Source organism: Streptomyces sp. NBC_01244 (genome assembly GCF_035987325.1).
In the GTDB taxonomy this organism is placed as follows: domain Bacteria; phylum Actinomycetota; class Actinomycetes; order Streptomycetales; family Streptomycetaceae; genus Streptomyces.
In genome coordinates this window covers 7,705,368-7,728,156 of record NZ_CP108488.1, presented here as the reverse complement: position 1 = coordinate 7,728,156, position 22,789 = coordinate 7,705,368, and the positions used below count along the sequence as shown (strand labels likewise).

Sequence of the window (22,789 nt, the reverse complement as noted above, 5' to 3'; positions counted from 1 at the left end):
CGTGCACACCCGTTCACATTGCCGGTGACCGGCAATCTTTACGGTGCCTTAACGTCGCTCCGCTCCCGGCCATCGCCGTCCGGCCAGCCCAGCAACCGGGCGCCGATGGCAGCGGTCTGCAGCGTGTACCGGTGGGCGGGGTCCGTCGGATCGACGCCCGCAAGGGTGTGAATGCGTTCGAGCCGGTACGTCAGGGCGCGCACGCTCAGGGACAGGCGGCGGGCGGCCTCGGTGGCCACACATCCGGTGTCGAAGTACGCGGTGAGGGTGTCGATCATCGGCGCCGCTCCCCCGCGGGCCTGGCGCAGCGGCCCCAGCACGCTCTCCACGAGGTCCGCCATCGCCTCCCGGTCGCGCGTCAGGACGGGGTAGACCAGGAGGTCGGCCGCCCGGAGCACGGGGCCCTCCAGGTCCATGCGCTCGGCGAGATCGAGGGCACCCAGCGCTTCCTCGTACGAGTGGACGACGCCCCCGGCGCCCGGGTGGGCCCGCCCGATCGCGACCCGGCCGCCGTCGGTCGCGGCGTGCGCCTGCTTGGCGAAGTAGGCGAGGATCTCGGGCTGGTCGCCGGGCGCGACACAGATCAGCCGGCCGTCCTTGGTGGTGAGCAGGATCTGCCGGTTCCCGAACCGGGCCAAAACCGCCGTCTCGATGCCGCGTGCCACGGGATAGCCGTCCCCGTACGGTTCCGGGCCCTGGGCCACGGCCACCGCGTGGGCCTGCGACAGCCGCAGCCCGAACCGCGCGGCCCGTTCCGCGAGCCGCCCGAGGTCGCTCCGCCCGTACAGCAGGTCGTCGATGAACTCGCGGCGGGCGGCCTCCTCCTGACGGATCGCTTGCCCCTGGGCGCGCTCGTACCCCTCCGCGAAGGCGTCCACCGCCTGCTCGACCACCCCGAGGAGGTGCCCGAACGCGACGCCCGCCATCGGCCCCGGCAGCTCCCTTGCCGCGGACAGGTGGGCGCGCACCAGCCCGCGCAGCCCGTGCCCCGCTTCCGCTGCCCGCTCCCCCTGGACCCGGCGGTCCGCCAGCTCGTCCCGCGTGAGCCGGCGACCCGTCGCACCGCTGCTCAGCAGGATCTCGGCGTACCCCGTCAGAAACTCCTCCGGTATCTCCCGGCTCTCCACGAACCCTCCCCCGTTAGCGACGCGCGTTCCCGTACGCGTTCTTGACACGGGCATCAGGGTGCCATGCCAAAGCGCTGGCGCTGAGGTGGCGGTCAGCCCTGCCGAGCGGCCAGCCACAGGCCTGCAGCGACGGCCAGGATCAGCGCGCCGAGGGCGAGCACCGGCGTGCCGGGGCCGGGCATGGCATACAACACGGCACCGGCAACGGTCAGGACGGCGCCGAAGGCGAAGAGCGGAGACGCGGGCCGGGGCCGGGGACGGCGGGACATGCTGACTCCTGGCAGGGAGGAAGGGTCGCCGTCCCAGACTCGCAGACCGGCCCCGGGCCGCATACCCAAGACCCAGGCGGTCTCACAGTCGGTGCGGTGACGGCCGCCGGGTTCCCTGGCGCGGTCTTGAGACGCAGGCGGTGGAGGCGTTCGCCGCGCCCGACTGATCAGGCCTGCCCCACACCGTCGAGGACAGCGCGGCGGCCACTGAGCAGATCGGCCAGGCCCCGCCGGGTGGCGGCCAGCACGACCCGGTCCTCCGGTTTCAGGACGTAGCCGGGGTGCAGCTCCCAGACGAGCCCCGCCGGCTGCCCACCGCGCCCGCGCTGCCCGTCCTGGTCGCCGCTGCGGGCGGCCGCCAGGTCCGGGCGCCGGTCCTCTGGGGCCGCGGTATCCAGGGCGATCACCCGCCAGGCGCCGGGACGGAAGGACTCCGCGACGGTCCTGCCCTCCAGCTGAGGATGGCCGGCCACCTCGATGGCCGCGAAGAGCAGCACCCGGCGCTCGACCGGTATGGCACCCAGGATCTGTCGTCCCATCATCGCTCCGGCGAAGGCGGGTGCGGCAAGGTGGGTGACGCTGCGGCTGCGGGTGAGCGCGCCCGGGTGGGCGGCACGCAGGGTGCGGTAGACGGCGGTCGCGAAGTCGTCGTCATACAGGCGCAGGGCTACACGCACCTCGGGCTTGAGCGAGCGCGCGTAGAGGGCCGCCTCCAGGTTGGTGGTGTCGGCGCTGGTCAGGGCCAGCAGTGCGTGCGCGCGATGGGCGCGGGCGGCTTCCAGCACCCCTTCGTCGGTCACGTCCCCCAGCACCACCGGTACGCGCAGGCGCCGGGCGAGGGCGAGACCGCGGGCCTCGGGGTCGGATTCCACGCAGACCACCGGGATGTCCAGCTCCCTCAGCCGGGCCAGCACCCTGGTGCCGATCTTGCCGAGGCCCAGCAGCACCACGTGCCCCGACAGGCCGCGCGGCGGTCTGCGCAGCGCCGTCGCCGTACGGAACGCCCCGAACGCCTCCAAGGCCGCCGCGACCAGGACGGGCAGCAGGAGCAGCCCCACCAAGCCGGCCAGGATCTGCAACAGCTGCCGCTCCGGGGGCTCCTCCACCGCGGGATCGTTGATCGCGAAGATGTCGAGCAGGGTCATGTAGGCAGCGTGCAGCGGGTGATCGCCCGTGGTCACCCAGGAGGCGACCGCGAGCGCGCCGACCGCCGCGACGATCCCGGCCAGCGACCAGCGCAGCCGCCGCGAGAACAGTGAGGCCACCGGCAGCGCCGCGCCCAGCCGGAACGTTCTCCGCGCCGGGCCGGCGAGGGTGTGGGAGACGGCCTCCAGCGCCACGATCCCCCGGCCGGTGGCGGCGGCCACCGCACGGTCGTCGGGCAGCAGCTGCGGTCCGCCCTCCCCGCTGCGCTCCGATCCCTCACTTCCCGCCGGGTCATGGGTCGTCGCCGACAGCAGCGCGAGCGTGCACAGCCCGGCGTCGGCCACCTCGCCACGCCCCGGAGGCGTACGCTCCACCGCCCGCAGCAACAGTCCGTCCGCCTGGACCACTTTGCTCGTCCCCGCCACGGCGGTGGCCGCGAGGGCCGGCGCCGCGGTATCCGCGTCGGACAGCACGGTCGTCGAGGAATCCAGCTCCCGCAGATCGATCCCCGGCTCGGCGACGATCGCCGCCTGGTCGAGCAGTTCCTCCAAGTGCTGGCCGAGCCTGCGGTTGTACAGCCGAATCACCAGCCGCAGCCGAGGATTGAGCCGCCGCGCCACGAGCGCCGCGCGCACGTTCGTCTCGTCGTCCTCGTACACCAGCGCCAGGGCCGCCGCCCCGGCCACCCCGGCCGCGGCCAGCGCCGCCTCATCCGGCTCCGCCGCCTCCACGACCCGCAACTCCCCCAGCGGCGACCGCGCCTGCGGCACCGTGCGCGGCGGCCGGGAGAGCGACACCCGACCGAGCAGCCCGGCCCGAACCGGCCGCCCCATCTCCAACGGCTGCTCACGTGCCGCCGGCACCACCAGTGTCACTTTCTCCAGGTAGACATCCCTCAGCTCCCCCGCCAGCCGGTGGGCGAGTCCGTCGTCGCCACACACCATCATCTGCCCGTACCTGTCCGGCAGTTCACCCCGTGAAGTGTTCGATTGCACGTCCCCAGCATGCCCTGCGCCTACCCGTTACAGAGTCGCTGCTGCGGCCGACTATCCGCAGCAGGCGGATCCACAACTCCTGCTGCCCGTCGGCCGTCACGAGGACCCCGCTATCGGCGTCGGGTCACCACTGGGCGATGAGCGGCACGTCCGGTTCGTGCTGCCGCCAGGCCTCGGCGAGGCGGCCGAGGCGGGCGGCGGCGGCGATACCGCGCAAGGTTGCGATCTTGTCTTCGGTGACGTCGAACGTCACGGCGCCCAGGACCTGGTCGCCGAGGACGAAGAGGATGGCGGGGGCACCGTTGACGACCGCGTAGTGGAGGGCCGGAGCGCCGCCTGCGAGCCGCCGCTTCGCGGGTGTGGGCTTGAAACCGCCCCGCATGACGGCGGCGACGCGCTGCGGAGTGTCGTACCGCAGCAGCTTCTCGGCCAGGCCGGCGCCGTCGGAGAGCGCGATCACGTCGTCGGTGAGCAGCGCCACCAGCCGTTCGGTGCGGCCCGAGGTGGCAGCAGTCAGGAACTCCTCGACGATCCTGCGGGCGGACGCCGGGTCGACTTCGCGGCCGCCCCGGCGGCGCGTGGCGGTAATGCGGGTCCGGGCGCGGTGGAGGTGTTGCTGGCTCGCGGACTCGGTGATGTCGAGGATCTCGGCGATCTCGGCGTGGCCGTAGGAGAACGCTTCGCGCAGGATGTAGACGGCCCGCTCAATGGGTGACAGGCGCTCCATGACGGTCAGCACGGCCAGGGAGACCGATTCGCGCTGCTCGAAGGTGTCGGCCGGGCCGAGCATCGGGTCGCCGTCGAGGAGCAGTTCGGGGAACCAGGCACCGGCGGTGCGTTCGCGGCGGGCTTGTGCCGAGCGGAGCCGGTCGAGGCACAGGTTGGTGACGACCTTGGTCAGCCACGCTTCCGGCACCTTGATCTGCTGCCGGTCGGCTGCCTGCCAGTGCAAGAACGCGTCCTGCACGGCGTCTTGGGCGTCGGCGGCCGAGCCCAGCAGCCGGTACGCCAGCGAGGCCAGCCGGTTCCGGCTGGCCTCGAACCGACTGGTGTCGAAGCGATCAACGGCAGTGCTGTCCATGCGTGTCACCTTAGGCGGCTACGCAACTACCTTGTGGGCGGGGACTTCCGGCGCGTACGGGGCGGGGTTCTCCGTGGACACGGCCGGTGCGGCGGCCAGGTGGCGCCGGTGCTTGGGCATGCAGAACGTCGGGTGCGAGTTGGCCCACAGCGAGACCTTGAGGATGCCCTCCTTGATCCGCGCGGCCCCCCGGCCACCCATGAACTTCGGCTTCACCTGCGCTTCGTGGTCGACCAGCTGCATGATTCCGTCCCGCCGCCCGAGGCTGATGTGGTTGCCCGGGTAGTCGAGCTTGACGTGTCCGATCTTGCTGCCGGTCAGACGTCCCACGATGGCCTTCATGGCCTGCATGCCGGTGTAGCCGGCTGAAGCGCAGGACATCGGCAGCGGCCCGCCGTTCTCACCGATCGTGAAGACGCTGTCGCCGGCTGCGTAGACGTTCGGGTGCGAGAGAGAGCGCATGGTGCGGTCGACGAGGATCCGGCCGTTCTCGGTGACCTCCAGCCCGGCCGCGGCGGCGATGGGGTTGACCGCGAACCCGGCCGTCCACACCGTCGCGTCGGACGCCAAGGTGGTGCTGTCACCGCACAGCACTCGCGCTGCCTCGACGGCTTCGACGTTGGTGTGCTCCAGGACGGTGATGCCCAGCCGGTCGCAGGCCTGGCGCAGGTGGCTGCGGGCTCCGGCGGAGAGCTGGGCGCCGAGCTCGCCGCGGGCGACCAGCGCCACCGACAGGCCGGGCCGGGATTCGGCGATCTCGGTGGCGGTCTCGATGCCGGTCAGCCCGTCGCCGACTACCACCACGTTCCCGCTTTCCCGCAGGCTGTCCAGGCGATCACGTAGGCGCAGCGCCGAGGGCCGGGCGGCGACGTCGAAGGCGTGCTCGGCCACGCCGGGGACGCCGCGGTCGTCACCGTGGCTGCCGAGCGCGTAGAGAAGGGTGTCGTAGCCGAGCTCGTCGGTGCCCCCGTCGGTGTCGGCCACGGCGACGACCTGGCGCTCAGGGTCGAGGGCGGTGACCCGGGCCAGGTGCAGCCGTATCCCGGTGCCCGCGAAGATGTCGGCGAGCTTCTGGGTCTCGATCTCCTGGCCGGCTGCGACCTGGTGCAACCGCAGGCGCTCGACGAAGTCCGGCACGGCGTTGACGACCGTGATCTCGGTGTCCGCCGGGGACAGCCGGCGGGCCAGGTTCCCGGCCACGTAGGTCCCGGCATAGCCGGCGCCGAGGACGACGATGCGGTGCTTCATGTGATGCTCCTGTCGGTTCGCTTGGCTCTCGGTGACTTGAGCGGAGCAGCTCCCCGATTCCTGACAGGAACTTTGTGTGACGTGGGTCACAGAATGGAAGGGGTGCCGCCCAACGATGCTCGCGACGCCGAGGCTGCGCCGATGCAGGCCCCCACGCACCCGGCCACCAGGACAGCCGGGCGCGATCCGCCGACCCGGAGACCCCGCCCGAACAGACCACGCCCGCCACCGCCCCGGCCCCGCGCCACGCTCGGCTGTTCGGCACGGGCGGCCGGCATCACCAGGGTGACCCGCTCCTCCTCGTACACCCTCTGCAGTTCGGCAGCGAGCCGATGGGCCGGCCCGTCGTCACCGCACACGACCATCCGCCGTGCCGTTTCCGACTGTTGAGGCTGCGCTGACATCGAAGACACCGCCACAGAATTGCCGTGCCGGGCGGACGATCCCCCCACCCCGTTACAGCCGACCTGCTCAGCAGTCCCGGCAGTAGATCCGTTCGGGTGGAATCGGAGGACGGTACCGTGCCGGACGTCTCTGCGCGGCAAGGCATGAAGGGTGACAGCCCAGGAGACCGAGGACTGGAACAGCGGCGCGTATGCGGCGGCGATCCACGCACGGCGGGGCGATCTCTCCCTGCGCGACGCGGACGGCTGGCGCCTTCCCCTGGACGTGAGCCGGTGGTGCGCCCGGGCCGATGCCGCCGACCGGGCGGTGCTGCGGCGCTGCAGGGGCCGCGTACTGGACATCGGCTGCGGCGCGGGCCGGATGGTGGAGGCGCTGTCCCGGCGCGGGTATGCGGCACTGGGGATCGATGTGTGCCCCTCGGCCGTCCGGACGACGACGGGCCGTGGTGGCGTCGCGCTGCGTCGTTCGGTCTTCGACCCGCTTCCCGACGAGGGCGGATGGGGAACCGCCCTGCTCATCGACGGGAACATCGGCATCGGCGGCGACCCTCTCAGGCTCCTGCGCCGGATCAGGCATCTGGTGCAGGGCCGGGGGTTGCTCCTGGTAGAGACCGCTCCCGGTGATGTGGACGAGCGCCGCCTCGTACGGATCCACCAAGGGCAGCGGCCGGTGAGCGCCACCTTCGCCTGGGCGGCCGTCGGAACAGCGGCACTGGACCGGCATGCCCAGGCGTCGGGATGGCACGCCGTCGAGCGTTGGTCGGCCGCCGAAGGCCGTCACTTCGTGGCCTTGCGAGCCGCCGCTTCCTGAGCGCGCCGGGCCCGCAGCGCAGCCCGCGATCCGCGCCACATCCGTACGAGAAGGACCGCTGCCGAGGCGGCGAACAGGCCGGCGGTGATCAGCAGCCAGCGGCCGAGGAAGACGTCCGCGGGGAGGCCGGTGCCGGCGGTGTAGTGACCGACCTGGCGGAACACGAGCGGCCACCAGACCAGCAGCAGGACGCCGGAGACGAAGGCCGGCACACGGACGTAGTTGACGCCCGGCACGGCGGTACCGGGCCCGGTACCCGCTTCCCGCCGGAACAGCGCCTGCACCGCCTGGTCGGCCAGGGCGTACAGCGGGAGCAGTACGAGGTCGTGGAGGAGGGCGGCCCCGACGAACCACACGGCCACCCCCAGGGTGTCCCCCTTGAGCAGCCGGAGGCCGGCGTACCCGGCGAGGGCGAAGGACACCAGGACGAGGAGCAGGTGGAACGGCGAGGCGCCGTAGCCGCGGCGGAACCGTGTCGCGCTGCTCATGCCGGCTCTCCGAAGGTGAGGCGGGTGACCCACTTGGTATTCAACACGCCGGGCGCTCCGGGCACGATCACGCGGGCCGGGTAGCCGTGGTCGTGGGACAGGACGGCACCGTTGACGCGCAGGGCGAGCAGTGAGCGCTGGTCACGTACCTGGTTGTCGCGCAGGGCGGCGGAGCTGAAGGAGCCGCCGCGTTGGACCGACTCCACCAGGACCTGCGGGGCATCCGTCTTCCATCCCACCAGGGCGGCGAGGTCGACGAGTCGGACTCCGCTCCACAGCTGGTCCCGGGTGGACCAGCCCTCCACGCAGGCGATGGGCAGGGCCGACTCGTGCTGGGCCATGGCGAGGAGCTGCTCGCGCGTCAGGACGACCTGGCGGCCGGGGCCCCGTACGGTCAGCCGCCAGCCGGGCCCGATGTCGCTCGGCCGGATGCCGACCGACGCGGCGGTCTTGTTGATCTGGAAGCCGTTCGGGCCCGACCCCGGGTCCTGGCCGTGCGGGGCGAGCAGCGCGGTCCGGCGCCACCAGCCGCCCACGCTCTGGCCCGCCGTCACGGCGAACAGCGCCAGCGATCCGAGGCCGACCATGCCCAGCGCGCCCCGGCGGGAGATCGTCGGCGCGGCCGGCCGGGGCGCGACCAGCCCGGCGGCCTCCTCCGTGTCGGCCGCGGGCTGCGTGGTTCCGGCCCGTACGGCGCGGATGGCGCGTGGCAGCCGGAAGGCCACGTGCACGACGAAGGCGCCGATGAACACCCAGGCCCCGTAGAAGTGCAGGGTGTAGAAGGAGCCGGGGAAGATGTAGTGCAGCTGGATGTTGAGGATGCCGGTGACGAACTCGAAGCCCGCGCCACCCACCAGCAGGAGCAGGGACAGCCGCTCGATGCCGTGGCTGACCGACCGCACCGGTGGCCACGCGAACAGCTTCGGAATCACCGACCACAGCTTCGCCAGCAGCACGGGAACGAGCACGACGCCCAGGACGATGTGCACGCCCTGGGTCACCCGGTAGAGCCAGTACGGCGAGGTGGGCCAGGAGAAGAGGTAGAAGCCGAGCCACCCCTTGTCGGGCGTCTGGTCGTTGACCGCTGCGAGGTCCGGGTTGTAGGCGGCGTACGACAGCAGGCCCGTCACGAACAGGACCGTCACTCCGAAGAGCAGGACCAGACCGAGCACGGCCGTCAGCCACGGCCCCCGCAGTGGACTGCGCCAGAACTCCGGACGCGCGGGGCCCGGCGGCGGGCCCCAGGCCCGGGCGGCTTCCAGGGCCGATCGGACCCGATCGCGCAGCTTCGGACCGGCGTCGTCGGGATCCGGTGGCCGCGCGCGTGGGCTGTCTCCGGACCGTTCCCGCTCGCTGCCGCTCGCGTCCACGAGGACACCTCCGCACATCCGCCTGTGGCGGACCTATCGGGGCATGGGTAACAGAAGAGAACATGCCTCACCGAAGTACGGCTGATCCCGTGACACGCCAGCCCGGGTGGACGGCCCCGCCCTAACCCCGCGCCCGGAGGAAGAGATCGAGCCCCTCACCGGTGAACCCGGACTCATCGCGTGGCGTGCATCCAGCTCGCGGCTGCCAGACGCGCCCCTGATGAGTCCTTGGCGCCGGACCAAAGTGGCACGTGCCGCGCGCGGAGGCTCCATCGTCATCAATGCGCTGTAAAGACTGTCGGTCACCGGCAGTGAGCTGCGACGTTCAGGACGGGCAGGATCAGTGCACGGGGAAAGCCGGCACCGCCCGGATGCCGAACCGCGGAAGCGGGGGGGAAGGCATCCGGGTCAGTGACGGGTATCCCTGTCAGGCGGTCTTGAGGGCGGCCGCGCCGAAGGAGACGTCGAAGCGGTCGCACCAGATGGTGATGCTGCTGTCGTCGAAGACCCGCCAACCGGCCTCGCCCTCCTTGTCGGAACGACAGCTCCCGAGACCGGCGTCACCCGGGACCCGAATTGACCAACGGCGTCCCGCCCGGCTGACGTGCGGCCGGTCAGCCTGTGAAGGGTTCCAGGGCGAAGCGCCCGATCGCCACGAAGACGGTCAGGGCGAGGTAGGCCCCGTCCCCGAGGGCGGCCTTGGGCTCGCCACGGCGGATCCGCAGGATCATGGCACCGGTCATGATCAGCGCCAGGCCGGTGGCCGCCAGCGGTACGAGTACCGGGGCGATGCCGAGCACGGCGGGCAGGACCAGGCCCACGGCGCCGAGGACCTCGAGTGCTCCGATGGCCTTGAGGGTGCCGGGCTCGAAGTCGAGGACCCAGCGCGCGGCCTCGGCCATCCCGGCCATCTTCTCCCGCGGGACGAACAGCTTCCCGAAGCCGGAGAACAGGAAGACGGCGGCCAGCAGGCCGGTGATGATCCACAGTGCGGTGTTCATGAGTCTCGTCCTTGGCAGAAGGTCCGTGGGTGGCGGCCGCGGGCGGACCCGATGTCGGGTCCGCCCGAGAGCATGAGGGGAACGTCCGCGTCAGCCGAACTGTCCGGGCTGGTACTCGCCGCCGGGCGTCCGGGTGATCACGTTCAGCCGGTTGAAGGCGTTGATCACGCAGATCAGGGCCACCAGGGCCATGAGCTGGTCCTCGTCGTAGTGCTTCGCCGCGTTCGCCCACGCCTCATCGGTGACGCCGCTGGAGTCGGCGAGGCGGGTGCCCTGCTCGGTGAGTTCCAGTGCCGCCCGCTCCGCCTCGGTGTAGACGGTTGTCTCCCGCCACGCCCCGACCAAGTTGATCCGCACCGCGCTCTCGCCGGCGGCCGCGGCGTCCTTGGTGTGCATGTCGAGGCAGCCGCCGCAGCCGTTGATCTGGCTGGCGCGGATCTTCACCAGCTCCTGCACCGCCTTCGGCAGCGCCGAGTCGGTGATGGCCTTGTTCGACGAGATGATGTACCTGGCCCACTTCGACCCGACCTCGTTGCGCATGGGGTTGATCCGGGTTTCCATCTCGGTCTCCTTCGTCCTCGGCTGCTTTCACCACTACGACGAAGGACCCCGCCAAGACGTAACAACCCCATGCGCCGGGCGTCCCGACGTGCGCTACTCGGGTCGAGCGGGCAGACCCATGGCGTCGAGGCGCTTGCGGTCGCTCACGGTCAGGAGCTCGACGATCCGGCCCTCCACCACGGTGCACGCCACCACGCCGAGCACCTTGCCGTTCGCACCCCAGGCCACGAACCCGGGCAGGCCGTTGACCAGGACCGGGAGCACCGAGGTCATCGCCCGGGCGCCGCGCAGGATCGGTTCTGCCACCTCGGCCGCCCCGACCGTGGTCATCACGCCCTGCGGGTGGTACGTACGCCAGGTCACCTGCGGATCGAGCAGCCGTACGAGCCCGTCGAAGTCCCCGCCTCGCGCCGCGGCAAGAAACGCGTCGACCACCGCGCGCTGCCGCCGCGGCTCCTCCTCCGGCACCGATGTGCCCTGCACCTTCCGGCGGGCCCGGCTGGCGAGCATCTTGGTCGCGTCGGTGGACCGCCCGATGATCTCGCCTATCTCGGCGAACGGCACCGCGAACATGTCATGCAGTACGAACGCCAGCCGCTCGGTGGGCGTGAGGGTATCGAGCACCACCAGCAGTGCCAGCCCGACCGATTCTGCGAGCACCGCATCGTCCTCGGGTGCCGCCCCGCCGTCCACGGTCACCACCAGCTCCGGCAGCCGGTCCTCGTACGACAGCTCGGGCCGGGTCTTGCGCGAGCGCAGCACGTCGATGCAGACCCGGCCGACCACGGTGGTCAGCCAGCCGGCCAGGTTGTCTATCGCCGCCGCGTCCTGTCTCGCCAGCCGGATCCACGCCTCCTGCACCGCGTCCTCGGCATCCACCCGCGACCCGAGCATCCGGTGGGCGACCGCCACCAGGCGCTCACGCTGCTCTTCGAAGGCTCCCGCCAGTACTTCGTGCGGACCTGTTCCGGTCATGTCGTTACCTTCCTCGAGCCAATCCCGTCATGATCATGACGGGACCGAAGGCGTCGAGGTAACCGTTTCGGCGTGCAGCCTGACGGAAGCACAGCCACGACGGCCGGTGATCAAAGGCAATACCGCTTGCCCCAGCCCACGTCCAAGGATCCCGTGACGCGCGTCAGCATGGCTGCCGGGAGTGCGGGCGCCGTAGTAGACGAAGTCGCCGCGCCCGCCTTTGTGGTGGACGAGGGCACGGCGCTGCTCGGGGTCGAGGTCGGCGAGCTCGCCCGCAAGGAGGAGCGAACCGGCTGACCTGTTCCGAAAGGGACACCTACTCGGGCGGGAGGAACCGCAGGCCCGCCGGGCGGTCAGCCCGCGGGCTGCTGCATCCAGATGTCCGGGCCGGGGTCGCCGCCTTCGGCGCGGAGCGCGAGGCGGTCGACGTAGTGCTGCCAGCCCTCCGCGTGGGCCGCACAGGCCTCGGGGGACGGCAGGCCGCTCTGGACCAGGCGGAGCAGGGTGCCTTCGGCGGAGGGTTCGAGGGTGATCTCCACGGTGGTGGAGCCGGTCGGCACTGGCATGCCGCCCTCCTCCCAGCCCCAGGTGAACACAAGCCTCTTGGGCGGGTCAACGGTGAGGAAGCGGCCGGAGGCGACGTTCTCTCCGGTGACCCGGGTGCGGTAAGCGCCGCCGGGCTCGAAGGAGAACGTGCCGTCGGCGCCCATCCAGGACAGCCACTTCTCACGATCGGTGAAGAAGCCGAAGACGGTTTCCGGGCGGGCCGCGATGTGCCGCTCGACGATGACGGTGTCCGTGGGGGTCGCGGGTGTGACGGGGGTTGTCATGAGGGGTTCTCGCTCCGTTCGGCCTCTTCGGCAAGCCGGGCCAGCGTGTCGAGCTTCGCGCTCCACATGCTCTGGAGATAGTCGGCGAGCGGGCCCAGCGCCTCCCGGTCCGCCCGGTAGAAGCGCTTCGTACCGTCCTTCCGGAGGGTAACCAAGCCGGTGTCCCGCAGCACCACCATCAGCTGGGACCTGACCGAGACCCCCGCCGGGACCCGGGTGGCCTTCGCCCACTCCGGCTTCCCCGAGGGCGAGGCCGAGATCCCGATGATCAGCGAGACCTGGGGCCTGCTGATGACCCGCCTGAAGGACTACGCCGAGACCGGCAAGCCGAACCCCTTCTTCACCGTCTGAGAACCCCCGATGAAGGTCGATGCACTGACCGAGGCCGTGATCGCCGCCCCGTGCGACCGGGTCGCCGCCTACGCCGCCGACCCCACACATGCACCGCAGTGGTACGCCAACATCTCCTCCGCCACCTGGCTGACCCCTCCGCCGGTGGCGGTCGGCTCCCGGGTCGCCTTCGTCGCCCGCTTCCTCGGCCGACGGCTCGCCTACACGTACGAGATCACCGCGTACGAGCCCGGGCGCCGGCTGGTGATGCGTACGGCCGAAGGCCCCTTCCCCATGGAGACCACCTACACCTGGGAGCCGTACGGCGAGGGTTCGGACCACACCCGCATGACGCTTCGCAACCGGGGCGAGCCCCGCGGATTCGCCGCACTGGGTGCGACCGTGATGGCGGCGGCCATGCGCCGCGCACAGCACAAGGACCTGGCCGAGCTCAAGGCGCTGCTGGAGCGGTGAGTACGGACGTCACTCAGGCGGCAGGGTGCCCGCGAAGGCCAGCGCCGTCTTGATCCAATGCTCCAGGACCGCATCCTCGGCGAGGGTGGGGCCGCTGACCGTGACCCAGCCGCGCATCGGTCGGCCGGTGAAGTCCATGGGGCGGGCTTCCGGGCGGGCGACGGCCTGCGCGGTGTGGTCCGAGCCCACGCGGGCGATGAGCTCGTCGCCGACCACGCCCACGGTCATGTTGCCGTCGAGCAGGAAGGAGAGGCCGCCGAACATGCGCTTCTCGGTGAGGCCGGTCCGCTCGCCGAGCTGTTCCCGGATCCGCTCGGCCAGTCCTTCGTCGTACGCCATGGGATCCACTCTCCCGCGGTGGGCCGTCGTGCGCTCGCCGGAAGAACCGACCTCGAAACCCAGCGGCTACGCGGCTCACACCTCGGCGGTTCTCACCGACTGCCGGAGAGCCTGAATGATGTCGGCGGGCTCGGTACGACGCCGGTAATCGCCGTCGACCTGGCCGAGCACGATCTTGCGGTCGGGGGTGATGACGTAGGTGGCTGGGGCGGGCAGTTCCCAGCTGCGTCGCTCGCCCCCGTTGAACGCGAGCGGATCGCTGCCGACCTGCAGATAGGTCCGGCCCTGGGCCTGCGCGGTGAGCCGGGCAGCGGACTCCTCCCGCTGCTGGGTGGTGCGTACGACGTCCCGGGGTAAGTCCGCGACCGCCGCCACGGGGGCGGCCGCGGCGGCGACGAGGCCGGCTTCGACGAGCAGGAGCAGGGAGAGGGGCGGAGAGCACCACTTCATGGGCGAACCCCGACGGCACCATGGCCGTGGAGTCGTTCGCGGGGCCGGTCCGCTTCCGTGAGGGCGGCCAGTGGGTCCCCGTCGATGTGACGCTCGTGAAGGACGCCGACGGTTCGGTGCGGTCCAAGGCCCACCCTCACGGGCTCAGGCTCGCCGGCCGCACAGGCGCTGCTGGCGGAGACCTGATCACCCTGGGCAGCGGCGAGCAAGCGGTGTCCCTGGGCTGGAAGGGAACGTTGCCCGAGCCTGTACTCCAGGGCGCCAAGGCCACGTACGAGAACGTCCTGCCCGCCACCGACCTGGTCGTCGAGGCCGGCTGCTCGTGCATGAGAGTGATCGTCGCGGCCACCTCGGGATCGCGCAGGCCACGCAGCCAGGAGGCCCCCGCGTCGTCGTGGGAGGTGAGCCACTGCCGGACGATGTGTACCAGCAGTACGTCGACGCGCCAGTCGATGAGGGTCTGGGACCCGGGGCCACGTTCGAGGAGGCCCTGGCGAGATCGGCGACCGGTCGGGCTGCACATCAGGGAACTCCGACTGAATGCCTACGAACTCTTCTCGCGTCAACGAGACGGCTCATGCCCGGGATCACTCCGCTATCGGTCCAGTGTGAACGGGGCTTCGCCGTGGGGCCGCCCGTTGACCTGGATCTGTACGTGGTGGAGGCCCGGGTGGTAGCGGCGGGTGGTGATGGCTTTGAAGGAGTGCCGGCGGGTGCCGTTCCATCGCTCGCCGGGGGCCAGTGCCCGGGTGGCGAGTTTGAAGACCTTGGGGGTGCGGGTTCCGTTGGCCTTCATGTGGTGGATCACGTAGTCGATGACCACATGCGCGGTCCGGTCGCCGGTGTTGGTGACCGCACAGTCGAACTCCAGGTGGTCCCCGATCCGAATGGCGGGGGTACGCACATGCGGTCCCTCCACGGAGACCGGGACGGCCGGGTCGTGGCCGAGGAGGGCGAGGGCGTCCGGGTCGCCGGCCTTGACGAGGGTGCGCAGGCCGTGCCGGACCAGGCCGGTAGTCGTGGGAGCCGGGTCGTCGAGCCAGCGTGCTGCCGTGGCGACGGCGACTGACGGGTGGTCACGGCTGATGTCGTTGAGGTGGTTGGCCACCGACCGCCGGACGTACTCGGACTCGTCGCGGTAGAGCGCGTCGAGCACCGGCAGCGCCGGCGCGGGGTCGGCGATCAGGGCGCGAAGCTGAGGCGCCCAAGGCAGCCGGGGCCGCGTTCCCTCACTGGCGAGCCGGCGTACGTGCGGGTCGGCGTGACTCGTCCATTGCCCGATCGTCCGCAGTGCGCGGTGCAGGTCCGTGCGGAGGAAGGGGCGGATCGCGGTCTCCGCGGTCAGACGCGGGGTGAGTTCGGCAAGGAGGCCGAGGGCGGGTTCGAAGACGCTCAGTCCTCGCTCGGCCACGGCCTCGGTGACGGGGAAGATCATCCACCCGGTGAAACCGGGGTCCTTCATCGCGTCCCGGACGACCTCCGCGAAGGCCGGGTAGTCGTCGGGAAGGTCTGCGAGCAGCGCCTCCTTGACGGCGGTGACGCGCCCGCTGAACGTCAGGCCCGCGAGGAGGGCGCCGCACCGGCGGAGCTGCCCGGCGGATGTCCCGCCGTTCGCCGCGTCGAGGCAGTCGGCCAGATCCCTGACGATGTCCGCGCTGAGTAGTTCGTCCGCCGTCGGCACGGCAATCCCCTCCGCTTCGTTCGGGTGACTACGGCCGGGTGCTGTGCAGCACCTGAGCGTGCCGCATCTCGTGGACCGTACCGATCCTGCTGAAGAACCCCTGCGCGGCGGGGTCGCCCGGCATCTCCTTCGCGGCGCGTGCGGCGACCTCCGCGGAAGACCACACGATGAAGTCCAGCATCGTGCCGTCCTCGAACCGGGCCAGATGGGCCCCCAGGAAGCTGTCTCCGTACCGCTCCCTCAACAGGGCGACGAGCTGTTCGCGGTGCGCTGTCAGTTCCGCGGCATCGGCCGTTTCAAACCGGACGTATTCGATGGTCACGCTCATGGCGATACCCCTCCATCGGACTCACGGATTCAGATGTTTAAATCCGTGAGTTGAAGCTATCACGGTTTTGACGTATTGAATCCGGTAGTCCGGTAAGTTGGGGGCATGACGATCCGGAACCTTCGCGAGATGCCGTGGATCGGCGAGGACCCGGTCCTGGACCTCGCCAACACGGTCATCTGCGGCGCAGGGCCCACGCACGCCGACATCGACCTCTTCGCGGACGCCGACCTCACCGCGAGCTGGCGGGCCCGGGCGACGGAACGCCGACTGGCTCTCCTGCCTCTGGAAGACCTCACGGTGCTGCGTGACCTGATAAGAGCCGCGCTGGACGCCTCTGCCGGGCAACGCGCCCTGCCGGAGAGCGTGCGGACCGAACTGAACGCACTCGCCTCCGCCGCCCCCGTGACCTTCCTCGTCACCGCCGACGGGCGGCTCGATCAGCGCGAGACAGGCGGCCCCGCCCAGGCGGCCGCCGCCCGGCAGGCACTCCTCCTCGCAGCCGGGCCGGAACAGGAAAGACTGCGGCGCTGCCACGCGCCCAGCTGCGGCATGTTCTTCCTCGCCCGGCGCCGCGACCAGGCATGGTGTTCGCTCGGCTGCGGGAACAGGGCGCGCTCGGCCAGACGAAAGCCGCAGGCTCCAGCCTGACTCGCCACCGCGGGAGTCCCCGCACGCATCAGAGCCCTGGGGCAGCCGCTTCGACTCCACCCAGGAAGCCTTCGAAGCTGGCTGGCGCGACGGCGATGGCGTCGGCCCTCGCGTACGACCGCGCGTCGCCGGGTGAGCGCCAGACGGATCGGATAACCAATCTGTTCCTCGATCGCCTGGCAGTCGAGGAAGTCGATGGCCTGCGGGGTGGCGATGACCCCGACTTCCCAGCCCCGCTCTTGTGCGGCAGTGATGAGTTTGCCGACATCGCCGGCGATCCCCGCAGCGCAGACGACGACGTACAGGACAGGCTTGCGTTGCGGCTCAGTCACACAGGTACGCCCGGTCGGCGGCTCAAGCGGTCGAGCTCTGGCTCGATACGACAACGGCCTCAGACAGCCATCTCGTGGGCCAGGTCCCGGACCGTCGGCTCCCGGCCCATCTGCGGCTCGCAGATGGGCCGATCAGCCGAGTACACCGTCCAAGTACGCCTCCACCGGTCCGAAGAGTCCGTGCGGCACATACGCCGAAATCTGGCCGCGTGTAACCCACGCGATCTCGGCGACTTCCCGCTCTGCCGCGACGTGCGCCGTACCACTGAGTACATCGCAGGCCGTGTAGGACACCAGCCGGCCGGTGGCGGGGTGGACCCGCTCGCCGAGCAACTCACGCGCAATCACCTGCAGACCGGTCTCTTCCTGCGCCTCCCGGACAGCAGCAGCCTCGCGTGACTCCTCCGGCTCCACCTTGCCAGCGGGGAACTGCCAGGACAGTTGCCCCTCCGCGATGCGACGCCGCACCAACAGCAGCCGCCCCTTGTGCACCACAACAGCGGCGGCAACGGGTCGCTCAGACTCGTCGGCCACAGAGACCACTGCCTCCTCATTCCACCTAAGGGTTGTCCCGTAATTGATCTTTGGGTGGATCGGGACAGGGCCGGCTGGCCGTTGGCGGGTGCTGCTACGCGGCCTGGACGAGGTTGTGGAGGTGGGCGATGCCGAGCATGGCGTGGTGGACGCCATCGCCTTTGAGGCGGCAGTCGCGCAGGATCTTCCAGTTCTTCATGCGGGCGAAGACGTGCTCGACGCGGGCGCGGACCAGCTTGTGGTCATGGTTGTGTTCGGCCTGCCAGTCGCTGAGTTTGCCGCCTTGGGGGCGGCGGTGCGGGATGACGAGGCCGGTGCCCGGATAGCCGCCGTCGGCGATGGTGGTAGTCCTGCCGACGGCGGCCTTGGCGCCGGACTCAGCCCAGGCCTTGCAGTCGTTGCGGTTCCCGGGGAGGGGCTTGCCGACCGTCACGACCAGGCAGGTGTGGGCGTCGATGACGACCTGATGATTGGTGGAGTACCGGTAGTTCTAATAGGTCATCGGTGACCCAGGCGCGTGAGTGCAAGGGCCACCAGGCGAGGTCGAGGCCCGGATCCCTCCGGTCAGGCCGGCCCTGCCTCGCCCGCGCCCTGCCGGGCGGAGACCTTCGGTAGTTCCGTGGCCTTGACCTCTCGTCAAAGACCGGTCCCGCCCGGCAGAGGCTCGAATATCACCAGCTTTCATGTTCTCAGCCCGCCGGCAGGGGCCGACCTCTCAACAGTTCGCGAGCCGATGAGCTCTCCAACAGACCGAGGTCCCTGCCGGTCGCTGGAGACACGAACGGCTCATGAGATGGCGTGCCCAGAGCACTTCTATTAGAGCGCCGCGTGCTCCGCATGGGATCGACCTGCAGGTTGAGACGGAGGCACAGTGTTGAGCGAGATCTTCTGTGGAATTGACTGGGCGGAGGGACACCACGACATAGCCCTGGTCGACCAGGACGGATCCCAGGTCGCCAAGCTACGGATCAGCGACGACAGTGCCGGCTTCCACGCACTGATCGAACTCTTGACCAGGCATGGCGACTCCGCAGAGCATCCGATCCCCGTTGCGATCGAGACGCCACGCGGCCTCCTAGTCGCCGGCCTGCGGGCAACGGGCCGACAGGTCTACGCAATCAACCCCCTGGCCGCGGCCCGCTACCGCGATCGCGCCAGCGTCTCCCGAGCCAAGTCCGATGCAGCGGACGCCCGTGTTCTAGCAAATGTCCTTCGAACCGACCGGCACGCCCACCGCCCCCTACCCGACGACAGCGAGGCCGGGCAGGCCGTCGCTGTCCTGGCCCGCGCTCACCAGGACGCCATCTGGGACCGGCAGCAGATGATGAACCGGCTCCGGTCGCACCTGCGCGAGTACTATCCAGCCGCTCTCATAGCCTTCCATGGCCCCGGCAAACCGGGACTCGACTCGCCACGTGCCCGCGTGATTCTCACCGCTGCACCGACGCCGGCCGACGCTGCCGTACTCTCCCGCAGCCAGCTGCGTGCGTTGCTCAAGCGGGGCGAGCGTCCGCGCTGCGGAATCGAGGCTGAGGTCGAGCGGCTTCGGGCAATCTTCCGCGCGGACTACCTGAGGCAGCTGCCGCAGGTCGAGCAGGCCCTGGGGCACCAGGCAGTAGCGCTCATCCGCCAGCTCGATGCCTCATGCAACAGCGTCGCTCAGCTCGCGGCGGCGACGGAGGAGGCATTCCTCGCGCACCCAGATGCCGAGATCATCACCAGCTTCCCTGGGCTGTCTGTGCTTTCCGGAGCGCGAGTTCTCGCCGAGCTCGGAGATGACCGCGAACGCTTTGCGGATGCCCGCGCCATGAAGGCGTACGCGGGAGCGGCCCCTATCACCCGGGCCTCCGGGCGAAGCCACGTAGTGGTCGCACGGACCGTCAAGAACCAGCGCCTGGCCTCAGCCGGGCACATGTGGGCCTTCGCAGCCCTTCGCACGCAGGCTCCACGCGCCCACTACGACCGGCGGCGCGCTGGTGGAGAGCGCCATACTGCAGCTCTCAGGAACTTGTTCAACAAACTGCTCGGCTGCCTCTATCACTGCCTGCAACGCCGCACGCTATTCGACCCCGATCGTGCTTTCGCGGCACCCCTGGAGCTCGCCGCCTGAGCACCTACTTGACCTACCGACGACATGAGATGTCTTGGACTTCTCCGCGATGGCGTGGTCGCGGGTGGGGACGAGGGTGCCGTCGACGATCAGAATGGTGCCCTTGGCGAAGCGTCGCCGGGGCTTGAGCGCGAGCAGCGGGCCGATGTGGTCGATGATGCGGTCGGCCGCCGATTTGGATACCCCGAACAAGGGGGCGATCTGGCGCAGGGTCAGGTTCGTGCGCCAGTAGGCGGCGACGAGCAGCACTCGGTCCTCCAGCGGGAGGCTCCAGGGCCGGCCCGGGCGCACCGCGTCAGCACCCTCCCGGCGCAGCAACGTCATCAGCTTGCGGAAGTCACGCGGGCTCAGCCCGGTGAACGGGGCTATCCAGGACGGCTCTGACGCCGTGATCACACCAGCCACAGCAAGAGCTCCCACCCGCGACCAGGAGCCCCGTTCACCGGGTTGTGTCCGAGGCAGTTCATCAAGTTGTCCACCACGCTGCGGTGGGAAGGTGCAGGTTCGGTCCGCAAGGGTCGGCCCTGAGGTCTGCCGCTGGAGGACCGGGTCCTGCTGGTCGCCGCATACTGGCGGGCCAACCTCCGCTGCGGCAGTTGGCGCTGCTGTCCGGAGTGTCGAAGTCGGCTGCCGACCGCAACGCCCCTGCGATGGCGCCGCAGCAGCGAATCGGTGGTGGCGACCAGCGCGGCGGCGGCCAGGTTCGCGGGGCAGCTCGGTGATCAGCGCCGCGAGGGCGTGTTGCTGGCGCAGTTAGGAGAGCAATCGCCGGCTGCCACGGTCAAGATGATCCCGAGGACGATGAGAGCCAGGACGATCCAAGCTACATGGGCGAAGTCCTTGCCAACTGAAAGTTTTGGAGCGCTGCTCTGTGGGACCTCATTGTGGCTCTCGGGCTCGCCACTGGGTCCGTCGTGTCCCTCTGCCGCCATCGTGTCATCCCCCGTCGCGGTGTGTCCTCTCATGGCACGACGCCAGATCTCGTCCGTCAAGGCCTGCGGCGGGTTGCTATAGAGAAGAGCCGCACCGGCTTGACGGATCGTCACGGACGGGGAGGGAGTGGACGCTGCGCTCTGGCCGGTTCAAGGCGACGACGTCCACCACGCCATGCTCGGCATCGCCCGCCTCCACAACTTTCTCCAGGCCCCATAGCCCGACCCACCGGCGATCAGCCCACCTTGTCCCGGCCATCTCAACGGTCAATTATGGGACAGCCCTTAGACTCGCGCAGGGACGTCCGCGATCGCCAGGTCGTACCGTTCCCTCTTCTTGCGTCGCGTAGCCATCCCTACCGCCGGGATCACGGTCCCAGCCAGCGGCAATCCGCCGCCACAAGCTGCCTCCGCTGGGGGGAATCTGGGGGGAATGAGGCCTCGCTGGGGGGCGGCTGGGGGGAATCGGCTGCATATGCAGGCAGCAGGGTGAAAGCTTCGGAAAGGTCGATCGCTGCAGGTCAGACCGCATGCGTAGGCGATTTCCGCAGGTCAGCGGGGTGAGGGTGACGACTTCAAGAAGGTTTCCTCATGGGCTGCCATTTTGTTTGCACCCACACTCGTCGGAACCATCTACGGCATGAACTTTGAGTCCATGCCTGAGTTGGACTGGGCCTTCGGATACCCCCTTGCGATCTGCCTTATGGGGGTGATTTGCGCCAGCTTGTACGTGATTTTCAAGCGACGGGACTGGCTCTAAGCCCTTCGCGTGACGCTCAGTCATCCTTCGCACTTCGCTTTCGCATCACTCACAGATCGACCCAGAAGCAGCCGTGGGGGGATTCTGGGGGGAATAGATGCGGGTGATCTCCTCACCTTGCCTCACACGGGCCCCTGACCAGGTCTTTTGTGGCGTCGACAGGCTCTGGGGGGAATCTGGGGAGAATCGAACGGCAGTCGGCACCTTATGCCTGCCGCAACGAGCCCGCCCGGCTTCCTGTGCAGCACTCCCTGCAGAGACCGCCGACCCTCCGGTGCATCACAGACAGTGACCTCCATGCACTCGCCGTCTACCGGCCTTCGGGTGGACACGGCACCGCGGCGACCGCAGCGGCGCCCCCACACCTCTCGGTCACCGGGCACCCTGCATGGCGGTCGCGCGTGGGCGTAACCGTTTGTCACGGTGGTCGTTCTGGGGAGCGTGGCCTGGGTTCGCTCGGTGGGATCAGCCACCGCGGTGGGCCGTCCGCCTTCGATTGACACCCGCCCTTGGTCGACCCGCCGACGGTCCGGTCCGGGGGGGGCGTGGCCGTAAGGGTGCAGAGGAGTTTCCCGTGACCGACCTGTCTGCATGGTCCGTTTCGCCGCTTGTCCTCGCACCTCTCGAGCTGACAGGGCCTGCCTCGGTTCGGCGGCTGGTGACTGTCACGCCGGGGATGTGCGGGTCCCTCAAAACGTTGGCTGCGACTGCCGGGGACTGGACCTGGGAGACCGTGAGTGCCGTCTGCGGGCTCGACGTGTTCAATGCCCGGGAAGTCGGAGGGGCACCCGCGTACCTGGCGTTCTACTACTCCCGGATCGTCTCGCGCGACTTGCAGCCCCGGCAGCTGACGTTCGGGGACAGGATCGAGGTCCAGTCCCAGGTTTTCGATGCCGGCCCGTTGTCCGTGGTGACCGTTCACCGGATCCGGCGCGTCGCAACTGCCGTCGACGCAGAAGCCGTTCCGTTCGATGCGACCGAGGCTTTCGCGAATCCTCGGCCCGACTGCCTTTACGTGGAGAACCTCAATGTCTGGCTCTCGCGGAGGGTCGGCGGCGGCAACACCAGTCTGGTCTATGCGCCGCCCGTGGGGTTCACGCAGGCTTCCCTCCCGAAACTTCCGCCCTCTTACTCGCCTCGTGCTTCGTGCGCCTCGGCACGGTATGCGCATGTGCTGCCGGATCCCGGGCGGGAGAGCTGGGTGCGAGTCTGCCCTGATCTTGTGGTCGACCATCCCGTGGACTTGGTCGACGACGTCAACGGCGTCGGCCTGCTCTACTTCGCGTCGTTCTTCTCGGTCGCCGAACGGCTTCAGCTTCGCCAGTGGCGTGCGCTGGGCCGGTCCGGCCGTGCTTTCCTCGACCGTCGTATCGGCGATTTCCGGATCTGTTATCTGGGCAACGCCGACATCGACGCGACGCTCAGCCTGCGACTGCGTACGTCGCGTGATCCCCTCGACCCGAAGCAGGAGAAGAGCGACGTCCTCGTCCGGGATGTCTCTACGGACCGCACCATCGCCGTGGTGAGTTCTCGCTGTCAGGTTCCCAGCAGCTGATCGGGCT

Annotated in this window: 25 protein-coding genes and 6 pseudogenes; 9 read left to right on the top strand and 22 right to left on the bottom strand. The window is 69.9% G+C overall.

Annotated features, from left to right (window positions below; all coding sequences use genetic code 11):
• Nucleotides 1–38: 38 nt before the first annotated feature.
• From OG247_RS34400 to OG247_RS34380, 5 genes are all read right to left on the bottom strand, one after another.
• The gene (locus OG247_RS34400; RefSeq protein ID WP_327255861.1) at nt 39–1,127 is read right to left on the bottom strand and encodes a PucR family transcriptional regulator; all 1,089 of its coding nucleotides are present in this window, start codon (nt 1,125–1,127) and stop codon (nt 39–41) included.
• Nucleotides 1,128–1,219: 92 nt separating this feature from the next.
• Nucleotides 1,220–1,396: a hypothetical protein gene (locus OG247_RS34395; protein WP_327255860.1), complete on the bottom strand. Its 177-nt coding sequence runs from the start codon at nt 1,394–1,396 to the stop codon at nt 1,220–1,222.
• 167 nt (nt 1,397–1,563) lie between these two features.
• Nucleotides 1,564–3,489, bottom strand: coding sequence for an NAD-binding protein (locus tag OG247_RS34390; RefSeq protein ID WP_327257736.1), 1,926 nt, complete (start codon nt 3,487–3,489; stop codon nt 1,564–1,566).
• Nucleotides 3,490–3,661: 172 nt separating this feature from the next.
• Entirely contained in the window at nt 3,662–4,618 is a 957-nt protein-coding gene (locus tag OG247_RS34385) for a sigma-70 family RNA polymerase sigma factor (RefSeq protein WP_327255859.1), read from the bottom strand.
• Nucleotides 4,619–4,636: 18 nt separating this feature from the next.
• Nucleotides 4,637–5,866: an NAD(P)/FAD-dependent oxidoreductase gene (locus OG247_RS34380; RefSeq protein ID WP_327255858.1), complete on the bottom strand. Its 1,230-nt coding sequence runs from the start codon at nt 5,864–5,866 to the stop codon at nt 4,637–4,639.
• Between the two features lie 555 nt (nt 5,867–6,421).
• Here OG247_RS34380 and OG247_RS34375 point away from each other — a divergent pair.
• Entirely contained in the window at nt 6,422–7,081 is a 660-nt protein-coding gene (locus tag OG247_RS34375; protein ID WP_327255857.1) for a class I SAM-dependent methyltransferase, read from the top strand.
• Here OG247_RS34375 and OG247_RS34370 read toward each other — a convergent pair.
• From OG247_RS34370 to OG247_RS34350, 6 genes and pseudogenes are all read right to left on the bottom strand, one after another.
• Nucleotides 7,048–7,569 (bottom strand): hypothetical protein, encoded by a 522-nt coding sequence (locus tag OG247_RS34370; RefSeq protein ID WP_327255856.1) that lies wholly within the window; start codon nt 7,567–7,569, stop codon nt 7,048–7,050. The two genes, OG247_RS34375 and OG247_RS34370, sit on opposite strands and share 34 nt — an antisense overlap.
• The gene (locus OG247_RS34365; RefSeq protein ID WP_327257735.1) at nt 7,566–8,831 is read right to left on the bottom strand and encodes a molybdopterin-dependent oxidoreductase; all 1,266 of its coding nucleotides are present in this window, start codon (nt 8,829–8,831) and stop codon (nt 7,566–7,568) included. The genes OG247_RS34370 and OG247_RS34365 overlap by 4 nt, the downstream gene beginning before the upstream one ends.
• A gap of 535 nt (nt 8,832–9,366) precedes the next feature.
• Nucleotides 9,367–9,471 (bottom strand): annotated as a pseudogene (locus OG247_RS44950) (DM13 domain-containing protein); the annotation flags it as partial.
• 82 nt (nt 9,472–9,553) lie between these two features.
• Nucleotides 9,554–9,940, bottom strand: coding sequence for a DoxX family protein (locus OG247_RS34360; RefSeq protein ID WP_327255855.1), 387 nt, complete (start codon nt 9,938–9,940; stop codon nt 9,554–9,556).
• A gap of 90 nt (nt 9,941–10,030) precedes the next feature.
• Complete coding sequence (locus OG247_RS34355; RefSeq protein WP_327255854.1) at nt 10,031–10,501, bottom strand: carboxymuconolactone decarboxylase family protein; 471 nt, start codon at nt 10,499–10,501, stop codon at nt 10,031–10,033.
• A gap of 93 nt (nt 10,502–10,594) precedes the next feature.
• A complete protein-coding gene (locus OG247_RS34350; protein ID WP_327255853.1) occupies nt 10,595–11,476 on the bottom strand; it encodes a sigma-70 family RNA polymerase sigma factor in 882 nt (293 codons plus the stop codon).
• Between the two features lie 153 nt (nt 11,477–11,629).
• Here OG247_RS34350 and OG247_RS34345 point away from each other — a divergent pair, with 153 nt between their 5' ends.
• Nucleotides 11,630–11,773: a hypothetical protein gene (locus OG247_RS34345; RefSeq protein WP_327255852.1), complete on the top strand. Its 144-nt coding sequence runs from the start codon at nt 11,630–11,632 to the stop codon at nt 11,771–11,773.
• Nucleotides 11,774–11,829: 56 nt separating this feature from the next.
• Here OG247_RS34345 and OG247_RS34340 read toward each other — a convergent pair whose 3' ends face one another.
• Both OG247_RS34340 and OG247_RS34335 read right to left on the bottom strand, forming a co-directional pair.
• A complete protein-coding gene (locus OG247_RS34340) occupies nt 11,830–12,306 on the bottom strand; it encodes an SRPBCC family protein (protein ID WP_327255851.1) in 477 nt (158 codons plus the stop codon).
• A complete protein-coding gene (locus tag OG247_RS34335; protein ID WP_327255850.1) occupies nt 12,303–12,461 on the bottom strand; it encodes a hypothetical protein in 159 nt (52 codons plus the stop codon). The genes OG247_RS34340 and OG247_RS34335 overlap by 4 nt, the downstream gene beginning before the upstream one ends.
• A gap of 4 nt (nt 12,462–12,465) precedes the next feature.
• On the opposite strand from OG247_RS34335, the gene OG247_RS34330 reads away from it, so the two are divergent.
• Together OG247_RS34330 and OG247_RS34325 are read left to right on the top strand one after the other, a co-directional pair.
• Nucleotides 12,466–12,657 (top strand): SRPBCC domain-containing protein, encoded by a 192-nt coding sequence (locus tag OG247_RS34330; RefSeq protein ID WP_327255849.1) that lies wholly within the window; start codon nt 12,466–12,468, stop codon nt 12,655–12,657.
• A gap of 9 nt (nt 12,658–12,666) precedes the next feature.
• Nucleotides 12,667–13,110, top strand: a complete 444-nt coding sequence (locus tag OG247_RS34325; protein WP_327255848.1) for an SRPBCC family protein — start codon at nt 12,667–12,669, stop codon at nt 13,108–13,110.
• 9 nt (nt 13,111–13,119) lie between these two features.
• On the opposite strand, the gene OG247_RS34320 is transcribed toward OG247_RS34325, so the two are convergent.
• The 5 genes from OG247_RS34320 to OG247_RS34300 form a co-directional block, all read right to left on the bottom strand.
• Entirely contained in the window at nt 13,120–13,449 is a 330-nt protein-coding gene (locus OG247_RS34320; protein WP_327255847.1) for a TfoX/Sxy family protein, read from the bottom strand.
• Between the two features lie 75 nt (nt 13,450–13,524).
• Nucleotides 13,525–13,899 (bottom strand): hypothetical protein, encoded by a 375-nt coding sequence (locus OG247_RS34315; protein ID WP_327255846.1) that lies wholly within the window; start codon nt 13,897–13,899, stop codon nt 13,525–13,527.
• A gap of 136 nt (nt 13,900–14,035) precedes the next feature.
• On the bottom strand, nt 14,036–14,422 hold the full coding sequence (locus OG247_RS34310) for a hypothetical protein (RefSeq protein WP_327255845.1): 387 nt from the start codon (nt 14,420–14,422) through the stop codon (nt 14,036–14,038).
• 72 nt (nt 14,423–14,494) lie between these two features.
• Nucleotides 14,495–15,580, bottom strand: a complete 1,086-nt coding sequence (locus tag OG247_RS34305) for a DNA alkylation repair protein (RefSeq protein ID WP_327255844.1) — start codon at nt 15,578–15,580, stop codon at nt 14,495–14,497.
• A 28-nt stretch (nt 15,581–15,608) separates the two neighbouring features.
• A complete protein-coding gene (locus OG247_RS34300) occupies nt 15,609–15,908 on the bottom strand; it encodes a hypothetical protein (protein WP_327255843.1) in 300 nt (99 codons plus the stop codon).
• A gap of 105 nt (nt 15,909–16,013) precedes the next feature.
• Between OG247_RS34300 and OG247_RS34295 the strand changes: the two genes are divergently transcribed.
• On the top strand, nt 16,014–16,559 hold the full coding sequence (locus OG247_RS34295) for an ABATE domain-containing protein (protein WP_327255842.1): 546 nt from the start codon (nt 16,014–16,016) through the stop codon (nt 16,557–16,559).
• Nucleotides 16,560–16,632: 73 nt separating this feature from the next.
• On the opposite strand, the pseudogene OG247_RS34290 reads toward OG247_RS34295, so the two are convergent.
• From OG247_RS34290 to OG247_RS34280, 3 genes and pseudogenes are all read right to left on the bottom strand, one after another.
• A pseudogene (locus OG247_RS34290) lies at nt 16,633–16,891 on the bottom strand (flavoprotein); the annotation flags it as partial.
• A gap of 132 nt (nt 16,892–17,023) precedes the next feature.
• Complete coding sequence (locus tag OG247_RS34285) at nt 17,024–17,425, bottom strand: NUDIX hydrolase (protein WP_327255841.1); 402 nt, start codon at nt 17,423–17,425, stop codon at nt 17,024–17,026.
• 94 nt (nt 17,426–17,519) lie between these two features.
• A pseudogene (locus tag OG247_RS34280) lies at nt 17,520–17,915 on the bottom strand (transposase); the annotation flags it as partial.
• A gap of 384 nt (nt 17,916–18,299) precedes the next feature.
• Between OG247_RS34280 and OG247_RS34275 the strand changes: the two are divergent.
• Nucleotides 18,300–19,535, top strand: coding sequence for an IS110 family transposase (locus tag OG247_RS34275; RefSeq protein WP_327250255.1), 1,236 nt, complete (start codon nt 18,300–18,302; stop codon nt 19,533–19,535).
• 33 nt (nt 19,536–19,568) lie between these two features.
• On the opposite strand, the pseudogene OG247_RS34270 reads toward OG247_RS34275, so the two are convergent.
• Nucleotides 19,569–19,940, bottom strand: a pseudogene (locus tag OG247_RS34270) (helix-turn-helix domain-containing protein); the annotation flags it as partial.
• Between the two features lie 42 nt (nt 19,941–19,982).
• Between OG247_RS34270 and OG247_RS34265 the strand changes: the two are divergent.
• From OG247_RS34265 to OG247_RS34255, 3 genes and pseudogenes are all read left to right on the top strand, one after another.
• A pseudogene (locus OG247_RS34265) lies at nt 19,983–20,173 on the top strand (transposase family protein); the annotation flags it as partial.
• Between the two features lie 871 nt (nt 20,174–21,044).
• Nucleotides 21,045–21,227, top strand: a pseudogene (locus tag OG247_RS34260) (CorA family divalent cation transporter); the annotation flags it as partial.
• Nucleotides 21,228–21,801: 574 nt separating this feature from the next.
• Entirely contained in the window at nt 21,802–22,782 is a 981-nt protein-coding gene (locus OG247_RS34255) for an LnmK family bifunctional acyltransferase/decarboxylase (RefSeq protein ID WP_327255840.1), read from the top strand.
• Nucleotides 22,783–22,789 lie beyond the last annotated feature (7 nt).

Coding starts and splice junctions, on each gene's coding strand:
- OG247_RS34395 (WP_327255860.1), bottom strand. CDS start 1,396: ATGTCCCGCCGTCCCCGGCCCCGGCCCGCGTCTCCGCTCTTCGCCTTC.
- OG247_RS34390 (WP_327257736.1), bottom strand. CDS start 3,489: ATGATGGTGTGTGGCGACGACGGACTCGCCCACCGGCTGGCGGGGGAG.
- OG247_RS34385 (WP_327255859.1), bottom strand. CDS start 4,618: ATGGACAGCACTGCCGTTGATCGCTTCGACACCAGTCGGTTCGAGGCC.
- OG247_RS34380 (WP_327255858.1), bottom strand. CDS start 5,866: ATGAAGCACCGCATCGTCGTCCTCGGCGCCGGCTATGCCGGGACCTAC.
- OG247_RS34370 (WP_327255856.1), bottom strand. CDS start 7,569: ATGAGCAGCGCGACACGGTTCCGCCGCGGCTACGGCGCCTCGCCGTTC.
- OG247_RS34360 (WP_327255855.1), bottom strand. CDS start 9,940: ATGAACACCGCACTGTGGATCATCACCGGCCTGCTGGCCGCCGTCTTC.
- OG247_RS34355 (WP_327255854.1), bottom strand. CDS start 10,501: ATGGAAACCCGGATCAACCCCATGCGCAACGAGGTCGGGTCGAAGTGG.
- OG247_RS34350 (WP_327255853.1), bottom strand. CDS start 11,476: ATGACCGGAACAGGTCCGCACGAAGTACTGGCGGGAGCCTTCGAAGAG.
- OG247_RS34340 (WP_327255851.1), bottom strand. CDS start 12,306: ATGACAACCCCCGTCACACCCGCGACCCCCACGGACACCGTCATCGTC.
- OG247_RS34325 (WP_327255848.1), top strand. CDS start 12,667: ATGAAGGTCGATGCACTGACCGAGGCCGTGATCGCCGCCCCGTGCGAC.
- OG247_RS34320 (WP_327255847.1), bottom strand. CDS start 13,449: ATGGCGTACGACGAAGGACTGGCCGAGCGGATCCGGGAACAGCTCGGC.
- OG247_RS34315 (WP_327255846.1), bottom strand. CDS start 13,899: ATGAAGTGGTGCTCTCCGCCCCTCTCCCTGCTCCTGCTCGTCGAAGCC.
- OG247_RS34310 (WP_327255845.1), bottom strand. CDS start 14,422: ATGTGCAGCCCGACCGGTCGCCGATCTCGCCAGGGCCTCCTCGAACGT.
- OG247_RS34300 (WP_327255843.1), bottom strand. CDS start 15,908: ATGAGCGTGACCATCGAATACGTCCGGTTTGAAACGGCCGATGCCGCG.
- OG247_RS34295 (WP_327255842.1), top strand. CDS start 16,014: ATGACGATCCGGAACCTTCGCGAGATGCCGTGGATCGGCGAGGACCCG.